At 68.5% G+C, this 14,244-nt stretch carries 12 protein-coding genes; 6 read left to right on the top strand and 6 right to left on the bottom strand.

Annotated elements, in window-relative coordinates:
• Position 1: 1 nt before the first annotated feature.
• Positions 2-2,605, bottom strand: coding sequence for an aminopeptidase N (pepN, locus tag U1872_RS12010; protein WP_332793628.1), 2,604 nt, complete (start codon positions 2,603-2,605; stop codon positions 2-4).
• Between the two features lie 104 nt (positions 2,606-2,709).
• On the opposite strand from pepN, the gene U1872_RS12005 reads away from it, so the two are divergent.
• Together U1872_RS12005 and U1872_RS12000 are read left to right on the top strand one after the other, a co-directional pair.
• Positions 2,710-4,311 carry a M20/M25/M40 family metallo-hydrolase gene (locus U1872_RS12005; RefSeq protein ID WP_332793129.1) on the top strand — a complete coding sequence of 534 codons (1,602 nt, stop codon included), beginning with the start codon at positions 2,710-2,712 and terminating at the stop codon, positions 4,309-4,311.
• A gap of 83 nt (positions 4,312-4,394) precedes the next feature.
• Positions 4,395-5,231 carry a Rossmann-fold NAD(P)-binding domain-containing protein gene (locus tag U1872_RS12000; protein ID WP_332793128.1) on the top strand — a complete coding sequence of 279 codons (837 nt, stop codon included), beginning with the start codon at positions 4,395-4,397 and terminating at the stop codon, positions 5,229-5,231.
• Here U1872_RS12000 and U1872_RS11995 read toward each other — a convergent pair.
• The 3 genes from U1872_RS11995 to U1872_RS11985 are packed head-to-tail and all read right to left on the bottom strand — an operon-like array spanning position 5,141 to position 9,245.
• Positions 5,141-6,058: a DMT family transporter gene (locus U1872_RS11995; protein ID WP_332793127.1), complete on the bottom strand. Its 918-nt coding sequence runs from the start codon at positions 6,056-6,058 to the stop codon at positions 5,141-5,143. The genes U1872_RS12000 and U1872_RS11995 overlap by 91 nt on opposite strands.
• Positions 6,055-7,056, bottom strand: coding sequence for a threonine aldolase family protein (locus tag U1872_RS11990; protein ID WP_332793126.1), 1,002 nt, complete (start codon positions 7,054-7,056; stop codon positions 6,055-6,057). The genes U1872_RS11995 and U1872_RS11990 overlap by 4 nt, the downstream gene beginning before the upstream one ends.
• 44 nt (positions 7,057-7,100) lie before the next feature.
• Positions 7,101-9,245, bottom strand: a complete 2,145-nt coding sequence (locus U1872_RS11985) for a transglycosylase domain-containing protein (protein ID WP_332793125.1) — start codon at positions 9,243-9,245, stop codon at positions 7,101-7,103.
• A 263-nt stretch (positions 9,246-9,508) separates the two neighbouring features.
• On the opposite strand from U1872_RS11985, the gene U1872_RS11980 reads away from it, so the two are divergent.
• The 3 genes from U1872_RS11980 to U1872_RS11970 are packed head-to-tail and all read left to right on the top strand — an operon-like array spanning position 9,509 to position 11,650.
• A complete protein-coding gene (locus tag U1872_RS11980; RefSeq protein ID WP_332793124.1) occupies positions 9,509-10,099 on the top strand; it encodes an NADPH-dependent FMN reductase in 591 nt (196 codons plus the stop codon).
• Positions 10,092-11,291 (top strand): molybdopterin-dependent oxidoreductase, encoded by a 1,200-nt coding sequence (locus U1872_RS11975; RefSeq protein ID WP_332793123.1) that lies wholly within the window; start codon positions 10,092-10,094, stop codon positions 11,289-11,291. The genes U1872_RS11980 and U1872_RS11975 overlap by 8 nt, the downstream gene beginning before the upstream one ends.
• The gene (locus U1872_RS11970) at positions 11,288-11,650 is read left to right on the top strand and encodes a cytochrome C nitrite reductase (RefSeq protein ID WP_332793122.1); all 363 of its coding nucleotides are present in this window, start codon (positions 11,288-11,290) and stop codon (positions 11,648-11,650) included. Before U1872_RS11975 ends, U1872_RS11970 begins: the two co-directional genes overlap by 4 nt.
• On the opposite strand, the gene U1872_RS11965 is transcribed toward U1872_RS11970, so the two are convergent.
• Positions 11,641-12,396, bottom strand: coding sequence for a TSUP family transporter (locus U1872_RS11965; protein WP_332793121.1), 756 nt, complete (start codon positions 12,394-12,396; stop codon positions 11,641-11,643). The genes U1872_RS11970 and U1872_RS11965 overlap by 10 nt on opposite strands.
• Before the next feature lie 116 nt (positions 12,397-12,512).
• Positions 12,513-13,721, bottom strand: coding sequence for a dual-specificity RNA methyltransferase RlmN (rlmN, locus tag U1872_RS11960; protein WP_503654685.1), 1,209 nt, complete (start codon positions 13,719-13,721; stop codon positions 12,513-12,515).
• Between the two features lie 113 nt (positions 13,722-13,834).
• On the opposite strand from rlmN, the gene U1872_RS11955 reads away from it, so the two are divergent.
• On the top strand, positions 13,835-14,233 hold the full coding sequence (locus U1872_RS11955; protein WP_332793120.1) for a GFA family protein: 399 nt from the start codon (positions 13,835-13,837) through the stop codon (positions 14,231-14,233).
• The last annotated feature ends 11 nt before the right edge of the window (positions 14,234-14,244 follow it).

The following is a 14,244-nucleotide window of genomic DNA, read 5'->3' as shown; positions in this document are numbered from 1 at the left end:
CTCAGGCGTCGAGGCTCTTCGACGCCTGCTCGAACATATCCTTCGACAATCCCGGCGTCCGGACGATCCGCGCCAGTTCCGCCCGCATCAACGCCCCCCTCGCCGCATCGTAGCGCTGCCAGCGCCCGAGCGGCGGGATCAGCTTGGCCGCAGTCTGCGGGTTGATCCGGTCGAGCGCGATCAACTGGTCGGCCAAGAAACGATAGCCCGATCCATCCGCGACATTGAACGCACGCTGGTTGACGCCGAACGCGCCGATCAGCGCACGCGCGCGATTGGGGTTGGACAGCGTGAAGTCGCGGTGCCGCAGCAACTCGGCGACGATCGCGCCGGTGTCGTCGCGCGGCGCCATCGCCTGCACCGAGAACCATTTGTCGAGTACCAGCGGATTGTCGCTGTAGCGATTGTAGAAGATGTCGAGCGCCGGCGTCCGCTGCGCCGAATCGCCCGCCACCAGAGTGGTCAGCGCGCTCTGCCGATCGGTCATATTGTCGGCCGCCTCGAACTGCGCAAAGGCGAGGTCGCCGGCATCCGCCGCCCCCGATGCCGCGATATAGCCGAGCGCCACCGATTTGAGCCGCCGCAACCCCTTGGCCTCTGGCGAATAGACATAGCCGCGTGTCGGCGCGCGCGCGCCGTCATAGGCGGCACGCCAGTCCTGCGCGAGCGTGCGCCCGATCTCGCGCCGCAACGCCTCGCGCGTGCGGAAGATCGCCTCGGGATCGACCACCGCCATCTGGTCGCCGATGAAGCTTTCGGACGGCAACAACACCGCCTCGGCAACAAAGGCCGGATCGAGCTGCGGATTGGCGAGCGTCCCCGCGACCGCCGCGACGACCGCGGCGGTGTCAGCGCGGCTGTTGCCGGCGGCAGCGACCAGCGTGTCGAGCATCAGCTGCTGCAGCGCCTCGTAGCGCGCGAACGGATCATCGTCATGCGCGCCGAGAAAGGCGAGATCGGCGGCGCTGCGATCGGTCTCGAGGATCGCGGGCGCTGAAAAGCCGCGGTTGATCGACAGCACCGGCCGCTCGACGACGTCCTCGAACACGATCCGCGTTTCGGCCTCGGTCAGCAAGATCGTCTGCTCGGGCGCGACGGCATGGCCGGTCTCCGCACCGAACAGCTTGAGCCGCAGCGGGAGCACGACCGGCAGCTTCTGCTCCTGCCCCGGCGTCGGCGGCGTGCGCTGCTGCAGCACCAGTTCGGCGCGGCCCGATCCGATATGATGTTCCAGCGAGGCGGTGACGCGCGGCGTCCCGGCCTGGCCGTACCAGCGGCGGAACTGCACCAGGTCGATCCCGCTCGCTTCCTCGAGGCTGGCGACGAAATCCTCGCAGGTCGCCGCCGTGCCGTCGAAGCGGTCGAAATAGAGATCGGTGCCGGCGCGGAATTTGTCGGGCCCGAGGATCGTCGCGAGCATCCGGATGATCTCGGCGCCCTTGTTGTAGATCGTCGCGGTGTAGAAGTTCGAGATTTCCTGATATTCGTCGGGGCGGATCGGATGCGCGAGCGGCCCGGCATCCTCCTGGAATTGCGAGGCGCGTAAGCCCCGGACGTCCTCGATCCGCTTGACCGCGGCCGAGCCCTGGTCGGCCGAGAAGGTCTGGTCGCGATAGACGGTGAAGCCTTCCTTGAGGCTCAGCTGGAACCAGTCGCGGCAGGTGACGCGGTTGCCCGACCAATTGTGGAAATATTCGTGCGCGACGACCGCGGCGATCGCGTCATAATCATAATCGGTCGCGGTGTCGGGATCGGCCAGGATGTAGCGCGAATTGAAGACGTTGAGGCCCTTATTCTCCATCGCGCCGAAGTTGAAATCGTCGACCGCGACGATGTTGAACACGTCGAGATCATATTCGCGGCCATAGACGCGCTCGTCCCACGCCATCGACAGCTTGAGCGCCTCGAGCGCATGCTCGGTGCGCGCCAGGTCGGCGGCGCGGACCCAGATGCCGAGCTCCACGTCGCGCCCCGACATCGTCACGAAGCTGCCGCGATTGACCGCGAGATCACCCGCCACCAGCGCGAACAGATAGCAGGGCTTGGGGAAGGGATCGCGCCACTCGGCCCAGTGCCGCCCGTCGGGCAGGTCGCCGGATGCGATCGGATCGCCATTGGCGAGCAACACGGGATAGCGCGCCTTGTCCGCCGCCATCCGCACGCTGTAGCGGCTGAGCACGTCGGGGCGATCGGGGAAATAGGTGATCCGGCGGAAGCCCTCGGCCTCGCACTGCGTGCACAGAATGCCGCCCGAGGCGTAGAGCCCCATCAGCTGCGTGTTGCGCTCGGGCACGATCTCGACCTCGGTCTCGACGACATGCGCCGATCCGGCGAGCGCGATGACGAGCACGGTGTCCTCGATCGTCCAGTCGTTGGTCGCGACGCCGTCGACCTTGACCGACAGCAAGGTCTGCCCCGCCCCGTCGAGCCGCAGCGGCCGGTCGTGGAGATCGCCGCGCTGGACATGCAGCGTGGCGCGGACGCGCGTCGCCGCCGGGTCGAGATCGAAGTCGAGCGCGATCTCGGGCACCTGCCAGTCGGGCGGGCTATAGTCCGCGCGGTGGGTGACATGGGGCAAGGCGGAGCTGGTCTGGATATCGAGCATCCCGCTCGATGTAGGATGCACGCCCGGTGCTCGCTACCGAAATCGCTGCGCTTGTGCGCGCGCCGCGCTGTGGTACCGCACCGCGACTTGAGATGAGGATCGACATGCGGGTGCGGTTTCTGGCGGTAGCAGCCCTGATGATGGCGAGCGCGAGCATGGCGCAGGATGCGCCGCTGCCCGACGACCAGGCCGCGCTCAAGGCGCATGTGCTGTTCCTCGCCGCCGATTCGCTGCGCGGCCGAGAGGCCGGCAGCGCCGAATATATGATCGCCGCCGATTATGTCGCGGCGCAATTCTTCGCCGCCGGGCTCACGCCGGCGGGCGATCGCGGCAGCTATATCCAGAAGGTCCCGCTGGTCGGCTACCGCGCCGCCGACAAGGGCGATGTCGTGCTGACGCATGCCGGCACGGCGCCGGTGAGCCTGGTGTTCGGCGAGGATTACACCCCCGGCGTCGTCGCCAGCGCGGCGCAGACGGTGCGCGACGCGCCGGTGGTGTTCGTCGGATACGGGCTGGTCGCGCCCAATTATCAGCGCGACGATTATGCCGGGGTCGACGTTCGCGGCAAGATCGTCGCCTTCTTCGGCGGCGCGCCGCTGCGCTTCCAGAGCGAGGAGCGCGCGCATTTCCAGAGCGTCGCGACCAAGGCGGCGATTGCCGCGGCGCACGGCGCGGTCGGCGCGATCGTGCTGACCCGCGCGCCCTTGTGGCAAGCCGGCGCCGGGTTCGACCGGACCCGCACGACCTGGGCGCGACCCGACGGCACTGGCGAGCAGGCCGGCGTCCCGATCCTCGCGACGCTCAGCGCGAGCGGATCGGCCAAGCTGTTCGCGCGCGCCAAGACGCCGTGGGCGACGATCGCCGCGCGTGTCGCCGACAGCAATCAGGTCTTTCGCGCCGAAGCGCTCAACATCACCGCCGCGGTCGCGCTGAAAACGCGCTTCGAGCCCGCCGCCAGCGGCAATGTCGCCGGGATGATCGCGGGCAGCGACCCCAAGCTCGCGCGCGAGGTGGTCGTGCTGTCCGCGCATCTCGACCATCTCGGCGTCGGCACGCCCGACGCGAAGGGCGACGCCATCTACAATGGCGCCGAGGACAATGCCGTCGGCATCGCCGCGCTGATCGAGGAAGCGCGCCGCTTCAAGGCATCGGGCAAGCGCCCGCGCCGCTCGATCCTGTTCCTCGCGGTCACCGCCGAGGAGAAGGGGCTGGTCGGCTCGGACTATTTCGCCAAGCATCCGACCGTGCCGATCGAGCGGATCGTCGCCGACGTCAATCTCGACATGCCGATCCTGACCTATGCGTTCGAGGACATGACGGTGTTCGGCGCGGATCGCTCGACGCTCGGGCCGATCGTCGCCAAGGCGGTCGCGACGCTCGGCGTGGCGATGTCGCCGGATCCCGACCCCGGCCAGGGGATCTTCGTGCGATCGGACCATTACCGCTTCGTCCAGCAGGGCGTGCCCTCGGTCTTCCTGTGGCCGGGGCAGAAGGGCCCGGGCAAGGCCGCCACCGCCGACTTCATGGCGAATCGCTATCACAAGCCGTCGGACGACGTGTCGCAGCCGATCGACTGGGCGCAGGGCATCCGCTTCGTCGACGCCAATTATGCGATCGCCCGCGAGATCGCCGACGGCGACGCTCGGCCGCGCTGGAACAAGGGCGACTTTTTCGGGCTGCTCTACAACGGCTATGGCGCGAAGTGAGGAGCGCGCTTGCGCTCTGGCTGCGCTTCCCCGGCGAAGGTCGGGAAGCGCAGTGATAGGGCGGAGCGGAAAGCGATGAACCCATGCGGCTACTGATTTTCGGGCTCGGCTACACCGCCCAAGCGCTGGCGACCGAACTGCGTGCGGATGGCCATGCCGTCGTCGGCACCACCCGCGACGGTCGCGACGGAACGATACGCTTCGACGACAGCGCCGCGGTGCTGCGCGAGATCGCGATGGCGACGCACATCCTGTCGTCGGTCCCACCCGCGGACGAGCGCGACCCGGTGCTCGTCGGCTACGGCGACGCGCTCGCCAGAAGCGACGCCTGGCTCGGCTATCTTTCCTCGACCGGCGTCTATGGCGATGCTGCCGGAGCGTGGGTCGACGAAAGCGCACCGACCGGGACGGGCCGGCGCAGCGCGCGCGCCGATGCCGACGCGGCGTGGCTGGCGCTCGGCGCCCGCGTCTTCCGCCTGCCCGGCATCTACGGGCCCGGCCGCTCGCCGCTCGACCGCGTCGCGAGCGGTGCCGCGCACCGCGTCGACGCGCCGGGGCAGGTGTTCAGCCGCGTCCATGTCGCCGATATCGTGGCGGGGGTGATCGCGGGCTTCGACGGGCCGGCGGGCGCTTACAATCTCGCCGACGATCTTCCCGCCAGCCAGAACGACGTCGTCGCCTTCGCCGCGCGGCTGCTCGGGCGCGCTGCCCCCGATTTCGTCGCGCTCGAGTCGCTGTCGGCAATGGCGCGCGGTTTCTATGCCGAGAACCGCCGGATCGCGAACGGCAAGGCCAGGCGCGTGCTCGGCTGGCGCCCGGTCTATCGCGATTACCGCGCCGGCCTGCGTGCCCTCAGCGCGATGACCAGCCCGCCGATCACCAGCGCCGACCCCGCCGCGGCGAGCCACGACCAGACATAGCCTTCGAACAGCGTCGACAGCAGCATTGCGATGACCGGGGTGATCACCCCCGAATAGGCCGCCTTGGCCGGGCCGATCACGCGGATCACGCCGAAATAGAGCGTGAAGGCGATCGCCGAGGCGAACACGCCGAGATACAGCGTGGCCGCGAGATAGCTCCAGCTGAGCTCGACCACCGGCGGGCCGGTCAGCGTCCAGGCGACAGCGGCATCGAGTGCGGCGCCGATCAGCATCGCCACGCCGAGCATCGGCGCCATCGGATAGGCGCGCGCGGTCTGCGTCCCCTGCATGATGTTGGCGCTCGACGCCGAGCAGATTGCGAGCAACGTGAAGCCGATCCCCGTCAGCACCTGGCGCGGGCCGTGCGGATCGACCTGCGCCTCGCGCACGAATAGCAGCGTGACGCCGACCATCGCGACGCCCATGCCGATCACCAGCTGGCGCCCGAGCTTCTGGCCGAGGAAGATCCGCCCGAACACCGCATTGGGCACGAGCATCAGCGCGAAGACGACCGCGACCAGCCCAGAAGTGACGAATTGCTCGGCACGGTAGACGAAGTTGAAGTTGAGGCAGAATTGCGCGAGCGCGAGCAAAGTCGCGAAGACCAGCCCGCGCGCGTCGAGCCGGATGCCCTCGCGCTTGATCGCGGCATAAGCGAGCATCACCACCCCGGCGACGAGGAAGCGGTAGGTGACCGACCAGCTCGGCGGCACCACGCCCAGTTGATGGCGGATGACCAGCCAGGTCGAGCCCCAGATCAGCGTGACGATCCCGAACGGGATGAGGATCGCCAGCTTGCTCGAGTTAGGCTGTGCCTGCGCGCTCAAAGCGCCGCGATCGCGTCGGCGAGCGGGCGGATGTCGTCGGGCCGCTGGTTCCACGACGTCACCAGTCGCGCCTCGCCCGGCCCCCAATCGTAGAAGTCGAAGCCCAGCGCGCGCAGTTTCTCGGCCTCGGCGGCGGTGACGCGCAGGAACATCTCGTTCGCCTCGACCGGGTTGATGAGCCGGTCGCCCGCGGCGGTGGCGAGCAAAGCCGCCCCGGCATTGGCGTTCCGCGCGAGATCGAGCCACAGCCCGCCCTCGAGCATCGCCAGCAATTGCGCGGCGAGATAGCGGCCCTTCGACAGCAGCAGCCCGGCGCGCTTGCGGCGATAGAGCGTCGCGTCGGCGAGTTCGGGCTTGAAGAAGATCAGCGCCTCGGCGCTCATCCCGCCATTCTTGACGAAGCCGAAGCTCAGCGCGTCGACGCCCGCACGCCACGTCACGTCGGCCGGTGCACAGCCGAGATGCGCGACCGCATTGGCGAAGCGTGCGCCGTCCATGTGCAGCCCGAGCTTGCGCTCGCGCGCGAGGTGGCCGATCGCGGCGACCTCGTTGGGGGTGTAGACCAGCCCATATTCGGTCGCGTTGGTGATCGAGATGGCGTGCGGCTGAACCTGGTGGACGTCGTTGCGCGTCGCATCGAGCACCGCGGAGATCGTCTGGGGCGTCAGCTTGGCGCCGGTCCCTTCGGCGAGCAGCAGCTTGGCGCCGTGGGTGTAGAATTCGGGGGCGCCGGCTTCGTCATTCTGGATGTGCGCGTCGCGGTGGCACACGATCGCACCGTACGGCGGGCACAGAGCGGCGAGCGCGAGGCAGTTCGCCGCCGTCCCCGAGGGCACCCACAAGGCGCGCACCGGCGTCTCGAACAGCTCGGAGAAGCGCGCGTCGAGCTGTTTGCTCCAGCCATCGCCGTCATAAGCGGTGTCGAGCACGTTGGCGTCGGCCATCGCGGCGAGGACGGCGGGGTGGACCGGGGCGGCATTGTCGGAGAAGAAGCGCATGCCCCGTTCTTGCGGGGCCCCTCGCACCACGTCAACTCGCGCGATCAGCCCTCGTCGTCATATTCGCGCGGATCGCGCGGCGGCGCGCGATCGTCATAGCGGTCGCGCCGCCGCCGATCGCGCTCGTCGGGGCGATTCGGCTGGAAATCCAGTTCGCCACCGCGCAGCCGCACGCGCCCGATCCCCGGAATCTCGCCCTCGACCGGCGGGATGTTGGCGGGGTCGAGGAAATTGTCGAGCGTTTCGCCAAAGCCGTTGCCCGCGTCGGGATCGACGATGTCCGCTTCGGGCGGCGGCGCCACCACCGCCGCGCCGACGCCGAGCGCCTGCTGCATGAAGTCGCGCCAGACGCGCGCGGGAATCCCGCCGCCCGACAGGCCCGCATTCGGCGTATTGTCGTCATTGCCGACCCACACCCCGGCGACGATTCCATTGGCAAAGCCGATGAACAGCGCGTCGCGGCTGTCCTGCGTCGTCCCGGTCTTGCCGTAAGTCTTGACCGACAGCGCCGCCGCCCGCCCCGTCCCCGTCTCGGCCGAGGCGGAGAGCAGGTCGAGCATTTCGTCGTGCACGGTACCGTCAAGCGCATGCGTCCGATCGGTCAGCGTCGCGAGCACGCCGCGCTCGGGCGGATCCTCGAGCCCGCGCGCGCGCACCGGATATTGCTCGGCAGCGACCGCGGCATAGGCCGAGGTCAGCTCGAGCAGCGACATGCTCGACGTGCCGAGCGCGATCGTCGCTTCGTTCGGGATCGGCGAGGTCACGCCGAGATCGCGCGCCGCCTGGATCACCTTGGCGACGCCGACCTCCTGCGTGATCCGCGCCGCCGCGACGTTCGACGAGCGCGCAAACGCCTGGCGCAGCGTGATCGGGCCGAGATAGCGCCCGTCGGCATTCTTGGGCGACCAGTTGGCGATCGTGATCGGCTTGTCGTCGATCACCGAATCGGGGGTCATGCCGCGGCGCATCGCCGCGAGATAGACGAACAGCTTGAACGCCGAGCCCGGCTGGCGCTGCGCCTGCGTCGCGCGGTTGAACGGGCTCTCGCTATACGATCGCCCACCGACCATCGCGACGACCCGCCCGTCGGGCCGCATCGCGACCAAGGCGACCTGCGCCTGGCGCAACCCGGCACGCTTCACCGCGCGCTCGGCGGCGGCCTGCAGCCGGCGGTCGAGCGTCGTCTGCACCGTCGTCTCGGTCGCGATCTCGCCGGCATGGTCGCGCGCGGCGGGGAGCACCCAGTCGGCGAAATAGGTGCCGTTGGGGAGCGGCGCCTTGGCCTCGGGCACGACGCGCGCCGGGCGCACGTCGGCGGCCTCGTCGCGGTCGAGCAACTTGGCATCGACCATCGCCGCGACGACGAGCTTCGCGCGCGCGCGCGCGCCCGCCAGGTTGGTGGTCGGCGCGAGCTTCGACGGCGCCTTGACCAGCCCGGCGAGCATCGCCGCCTGGCCGATCGACAGATTCTCGGGCTTGCGCGCGAAATAGTGCCGCGCGGCGGCGCGCAGGCCATAGACGTTGTCGCCGAAATAGACGTTCGACAGATAGCGCGACAGGATCTGGTCCTTGGTCAGCCATGCCTCGAGCCAGAAGGCGATCATCACCTCGCGGATCTTGCGCGCGGCGGTGCGGTCCGAATCGAGGAAGGCATTCTTGGCGAGCTGCTGCGTGATCGTGCTGCCGCCCTGGTCGCGTCCCTTCGACGTCACGTTGTGGAAGAAGGCGCGCGCGATGCCGCGCGGGTCGACCCCCCAATGCGAGCGGAACCGCCGATCCTCGATCGCGAGGAAAGCGTTGGTGACGTTCGCGGGCAGCTTGGCGGCGTCGACCGGCGCGTCGATCACAGCGCCACGCCGCGCGAACGGCTTGCCATCGTCGGCGAGCAAGGTGACGCTCGGCGGCGTCGGCGGCTGGAGCGATTTCGACAACGGCGCGGTAACCGCGAGCCAGCCGACCGCGAAGACGAACAGGATGATCAGCGCGGCGATCGCGCGCATTACCCATCGGAAATAATTGCGACGCGCAGCGACCGGCATCGCCGCGGCATAGCGCGCATAATCGAAACTGCCGTTCGGCGCGTAGGGCGAATCGGCGCGACGATCGGGTGGCGGCAGGCCGTCGGTCAGCTCGAGCGCGTCGTCGGCGTCGGGCGTCCGGGCGCGGCGATCGGAGGAGAAGAAACGCATGATCAGATCCCGCAACGGCGAAAGCGTGTATTAGGTGTATATGACAGGAGGTGCAAGCGCAGCCGGTGCATCGCCAGCGCCCTAGCAGCCGTGCGGCAGGCATGCGAGGAAAGTTGCCGACCGCATCGTGACCACTCCCTTGCCCGAAGCGCACGTCGCGGGATAGGGTCGCGCGCGCGCCACTTCCTCCTTGAGGCACCGACCTGACACCGCTATCAGACGCGCGTCAGGCCGCTCCTGCCCGTCTGCCGAAAGCCATGATCATGTCCGACGCCTCTTCCGCTTTGCCGCTCGTCGTCGGGATCGGCGGGACGATCGGCGGGATTTCCTCGACCGAACGCGCGCTGGCGATCGCACTCGAAGCTTCCGGCGCCGAGGGTTTCCGCACCCGGCTGTTCGGCGGCGCGGAGATGGGCGCGCTGCCGCTCTACGACCCCAAGGCGACGAGCCGCACGCCCGAGGAACGCGATTTCGTCGACACCGTGCGCTCGGCGTCCGCGCTGATCATCGCCTCGCCCGGCTATCACGGCAGCATTTCGGGCGTGGTCAAGAATGCGCTCGACCTGCTCGAGGAAACCGCGCGCGACGAAGCCCGTCCCTATCTGGCGGACATGCCCGTCGGGCTGATCGCGACGGCCTATGGCTGGCAGGCGACGGGTAGCACGATCGCGGCATTGCGCTCGATCGTCCACGCGCTGCGCGGCTGGCCGACGCCGTTTGCCGCCGCGGTCAATTCGCAGGTCACCAAGTTCGACGAAGCCGGCGGCGCCAACGATCCCGCCGTGGTCGAGCAGTTGCGGATGGTCGGCAAGCAGGTCGCGCGCTTCGCGCCGCTGGCGATCCAGCATGGGTGACCTGCTCCGCCAGCCGGTCGGCCGTCGCGGTGCGCTTGCTCTCGGAGCTGGGGCGCTCGGCGCAGGCGCGCTGGCGAGCAGCCCCTTGTGGGCGCAATCGCTGATCGATCTCGGCCTGTCGGAGCATAATGGGCGGCGTGCGCTGACCGACGCCTTCCCTGGCAAGACCGGGATGATCCTGCAGCGCACGCGCGGGCCGCTGCTCGAAACGCCGATGGCGGCGTTCGACGGCGCGCTGTCGGACGATCCGGCGACGCCCAACGACCGGTTCTTCGTGCGCTGGCATTATGCCGACATTCCGCTGTCGGTCGATGCCGCGGCGTTCCGGCTGACGATCAAGGGTGCGGTCAAACGCGCGCTGTCGCTGTCGCTCGACCAGCTCCAGGCGCTGCCGGCGGTCGAGATCGCCGCGGTCAACCAATGTTCGGGCAATTCGCGCGGCTTCTTCGCGCCGCGCGTGCCCGGCGCGCAATGGGGCAATGGCGCGATGGGCCATGCGGTGTGGACCGGCGTCCGCCTCGCCGACCTGCTCGATCGCGCTGGGGCGCAGGGCAGCCACGTGAAGTTCGCCGGGCTCGACCGGCCACCGGGCGACGCGCCGTGGTTCGCCAAGACGCTCACGCTCGCACAGGCGCGCAGCGCCGACGTGATCGTCGCCTACGGCATGAACGGCGTGCAGCTGCCGCTGCTCAACGGCTTCCCGCTGCGGCTGATCGTGCCGGGCTATTATTCGACCTATTGGGTCAAGGCGCTCGATTCGATCGAGCTGCTGACCGCGCCCGACACCGGCTATTGGATGGACAAGGCCTACCGCGTCCCGACCGCACCGCGCGCGAGCGTCACCCCCGGCGCGAAGGACTTCCCGACCACGCCGATCGGTCGGATGCTGCCGCGCGCCTTTTTCACCAAGGCCGATGCGCAGGCCGTCCGCGGGATCGCGATGGGCGGCGATGCCGGCGTGGCGAAGGTCGAATGGTCGATCGACGGCACGCGCTGGCACGCAGCGCAGCTCGGGCGCGATCACGGGCAGTATGGCTTCCGCCGCTGGGCCGCGACGCTGCCGCACGGTGATCATCTGGTGGCGGTGCGCGCGACCAACGCCAAGGGGATCACGCAGCAGTCCGACGCGATCTGGAACCCCGGCGGCTATATGCGCAACGTGATCGAAACCGCGAAGGTCTCCATCGCATGAAGCGCGTCATCCCAGCTATCGCCCTGCTCGTCACGCTTGCTGGCTGCCAGCGCTATGCCGCCCCGCACGAAATGCGCGGCGGCGATACGCCGCAGAGCATCGCGATCAGCTCGCAGAGCATCACGCTGCCGACCGAGACGGTCACCCTGCCCGCCAGCGCCGACATCATCACGACCAACTGCACCGCGTGCCACTCGGCCGAGCTGATCCTGACGCAACCCAAGCTCACCCCTGAGCAGTGGGCCGCCGAAGTGACCAAGATGCGTGGCGCCTACAAGGCGACGATCGCCGAATCGGACGATCCCAAGCTCGTCGCGGCATTGGTCGCGCTGCAGGGTGGCGCGCCCGCTCAGCCGTAGGCGCGCCAGAAGAACACGCCCGTCGTCACCGCTGTGACGAGCAAGGTCCAGCCGCGCACCACGCCCGCAGGCAGGCGCTTGCCGATATGCGCCCCGCCCCAGCCGCCGAGCATCCCGCCCGCGAGCATCGGCAGGCACGCGCTCCACGCGACCAGCCCGACCGCGATGAACACGATCGCCGCGGCGGCATTGGCGACCGCGAGCATCAGCGTGCGCGGCGCGAACAAGGCGCGCGGCGAGACTCCGGCGAGCAAGCCATAGATGGCGGTCGTCATCAGCCCGACGCCGCCGCCGAAATAGCCGCCATAGATGCCGAGCAGCCCTTGCGCGACGATCAGCGTCCGCGCGCCGATCGCCACGCGTCGCCGCAGCGCATCCGCCGCACTCGCACCGAAGGCGAGCACGCCGAACGCAAAGAGCAGCAGCCAGGGGATGACGAGGTCGAAGACATGCGTCGGCGTCAGCGCGAGCAACGCGCTGCCCGCCAGCCCGCCGCCGAAGGTGATCGCCGACAGAATGCGCAGCCGCACGCCGCCGATCGGCGCGAGTTCGTCGCGAAACGCCCAGGCGCTGGTCGCAGCCCCCGGCAGCAGCGCGACGTTCGAGGTCGCATTGGCGGTGTTGGCGGGAAGACCGAGCGCGATCAGCGCGGGGAGCGTCGCGAAGGTGCCGCCGCCGGCGAGCGCGTTCATCGCCCCGCCGAGAATACCCGCGCCCGCGGCGAGCGCGATTGTGGAAGCCGTCACACCAATATCCGTTCGCCCTGAGCCTGTCGAAGGGCTGTCCTTCTCCTCAAACGCCGGAAAAAGGAAGGCCGTGCTTCGACAGGCTCAGCAAGAACGGACGGTGGCCGAGCGTTCGGTCAGCCCAGCGCCGCCAGCTTCGCCTCGGCCTGGCGATCGAGCTCCGCTCGGCTCATCTTCTCGCTCGCGGTCTTCAACTGGCCGCACGCCGCATCGATGTCGCGCCCGCGCGGGGTGCGCACCGGCGCGCTGATCCCGGCGTCGAACACGATGTTCGAGAAGGACTTGATCCGCTCCGGCGTCGAGCATTCGTACGGCGCGCCGGGCCACGGGTTGAACGGGATGAGGTTCACCTTGGCCGGCAGATCGTACTTCTTGAGCAGCCGCACGAGCTCGCGCGCATCGGCGTCGCTGTCATTCTTGTCCTTGAGCATGACGTACTCGAAGGTGATGCGGCGCGCATTGTTGGCGCCGGGATAATCGGCGCACGCCTGGAGCAATTCCTCGATGCCGTATTTCTTGTTGATCGGCACCAGCTCGTCGCGGACCTCCTTGGTCACTGCGTGTAGCGAGATGGCAAGGTTGACCGAAATCTCCTCGCCGGCGCGCGCCATCAGCGGCACGACGCCCGAGGTGGAGAGCGTGATGCGGCGTCGCGACAGGCCGAGCCCGTCGCCGTCCATCACGATCTTCAAGCCATCGCGGACATTGTCGAAATTGTAGAGCGGCTCGCCCATCCCCATCATCACGATGTTGGTGAGCATCCGCCCCTCGGGCTGGCTCGGCCATTCGCCGAGCGCGTCGCGCGCGAGCATCACCTGGCCGACGATCTCGCCTGCCGTCAGATTGCGCACCAGTCGCATGGTGCCGGTGTGGCAGAAGCGGCAGTTGAGCGTGCAGCCGACCTGGCTCGATACGCACAAGGTCCCGCGATCGGCATCGGGGATGAAGACCATCTCGTAATCATTGCCGTCGTCCGAGCGCAGCAGCCATTTGCGCGTCCCGTCGGTCGACACCTGCGCCTCGACCACTTGCGGGCGCGAGATGACGAAGCGCTGCTCGAGCCACGGCTGCATCGTCTTGGCGATGTCGGTCATCAGCGCGAAGTCGCGCACGCCGCGATTGTAGATCCAGTGCCACAGCTGTTTTGCGCGCAGCTTCGCCTGCTTGGGCTCGAGCTGCGAGGTCTCGAGCGCGAGCCGCAGATCGGCCTTGGACAGGCCGAGCAAGTCGATCCGCCCATCGCTGCGCGGCACGAAGGCGCGGGGCACGGGCACGGGGTCGATATGGCCGGGAATGGCCATCAAAGTCGTCGCAGAGTTGGGCATCGTGCCGATATAGTCGATTTGCAAAAATTTTTCCACCCGCGTGGCAGGCTACACCGCCGTCTGATTGACCACTCGGCATGTTCGCTTTATGTTCCGAGATTGAGGGGGTGCTCATGATCCATGGAAGCTGTCTTTGCGGCGCGGTGGCCTTCGAGATTTCGGGCCTGCCGCGCTCCCTCAGTTATTGTCATTGCAGCCGATGTCGCAAGGCAGAGGGGGTGTTCGCGGCGGTGCTGATCGGCGCTGCCGAGGACTTCCATTTGATCCGTGGTGAGGGTCAGATCGCGCGGATACCGCCGCAGGAACCGTGGACTCACGCCCGGGCGTTCTGCCGGGCATGCGGATCAGCGCTGGGCGAACTGCAATCGGGGTCGATCTACGTCGTCGCCGCATCGGCGCTGGACGATGATCCGGGGCTTCGCCCAACGGCGCATTTGAACGTCGCGTCGAAACCGGCCTGGTATGAGATCGATGACGACCTAAAAAAGTTCGACGGCAATTATACGCCGTAGCGCGATTGGGT

Source organism: Parasphingomonas frigoris (assembly GCF_036663815.1).
Lineage (GTDB): Bacteria > Pseudomonadota > Alphaproteobacteria > Sphingomonadales > Sphingomonadaceae > Sphingomonas.
The sequence above is the reverse complement of the archived record's forward strand: the minus strand, read 5'-3'. Positions and strand labels throughout refer to the sequence as shown.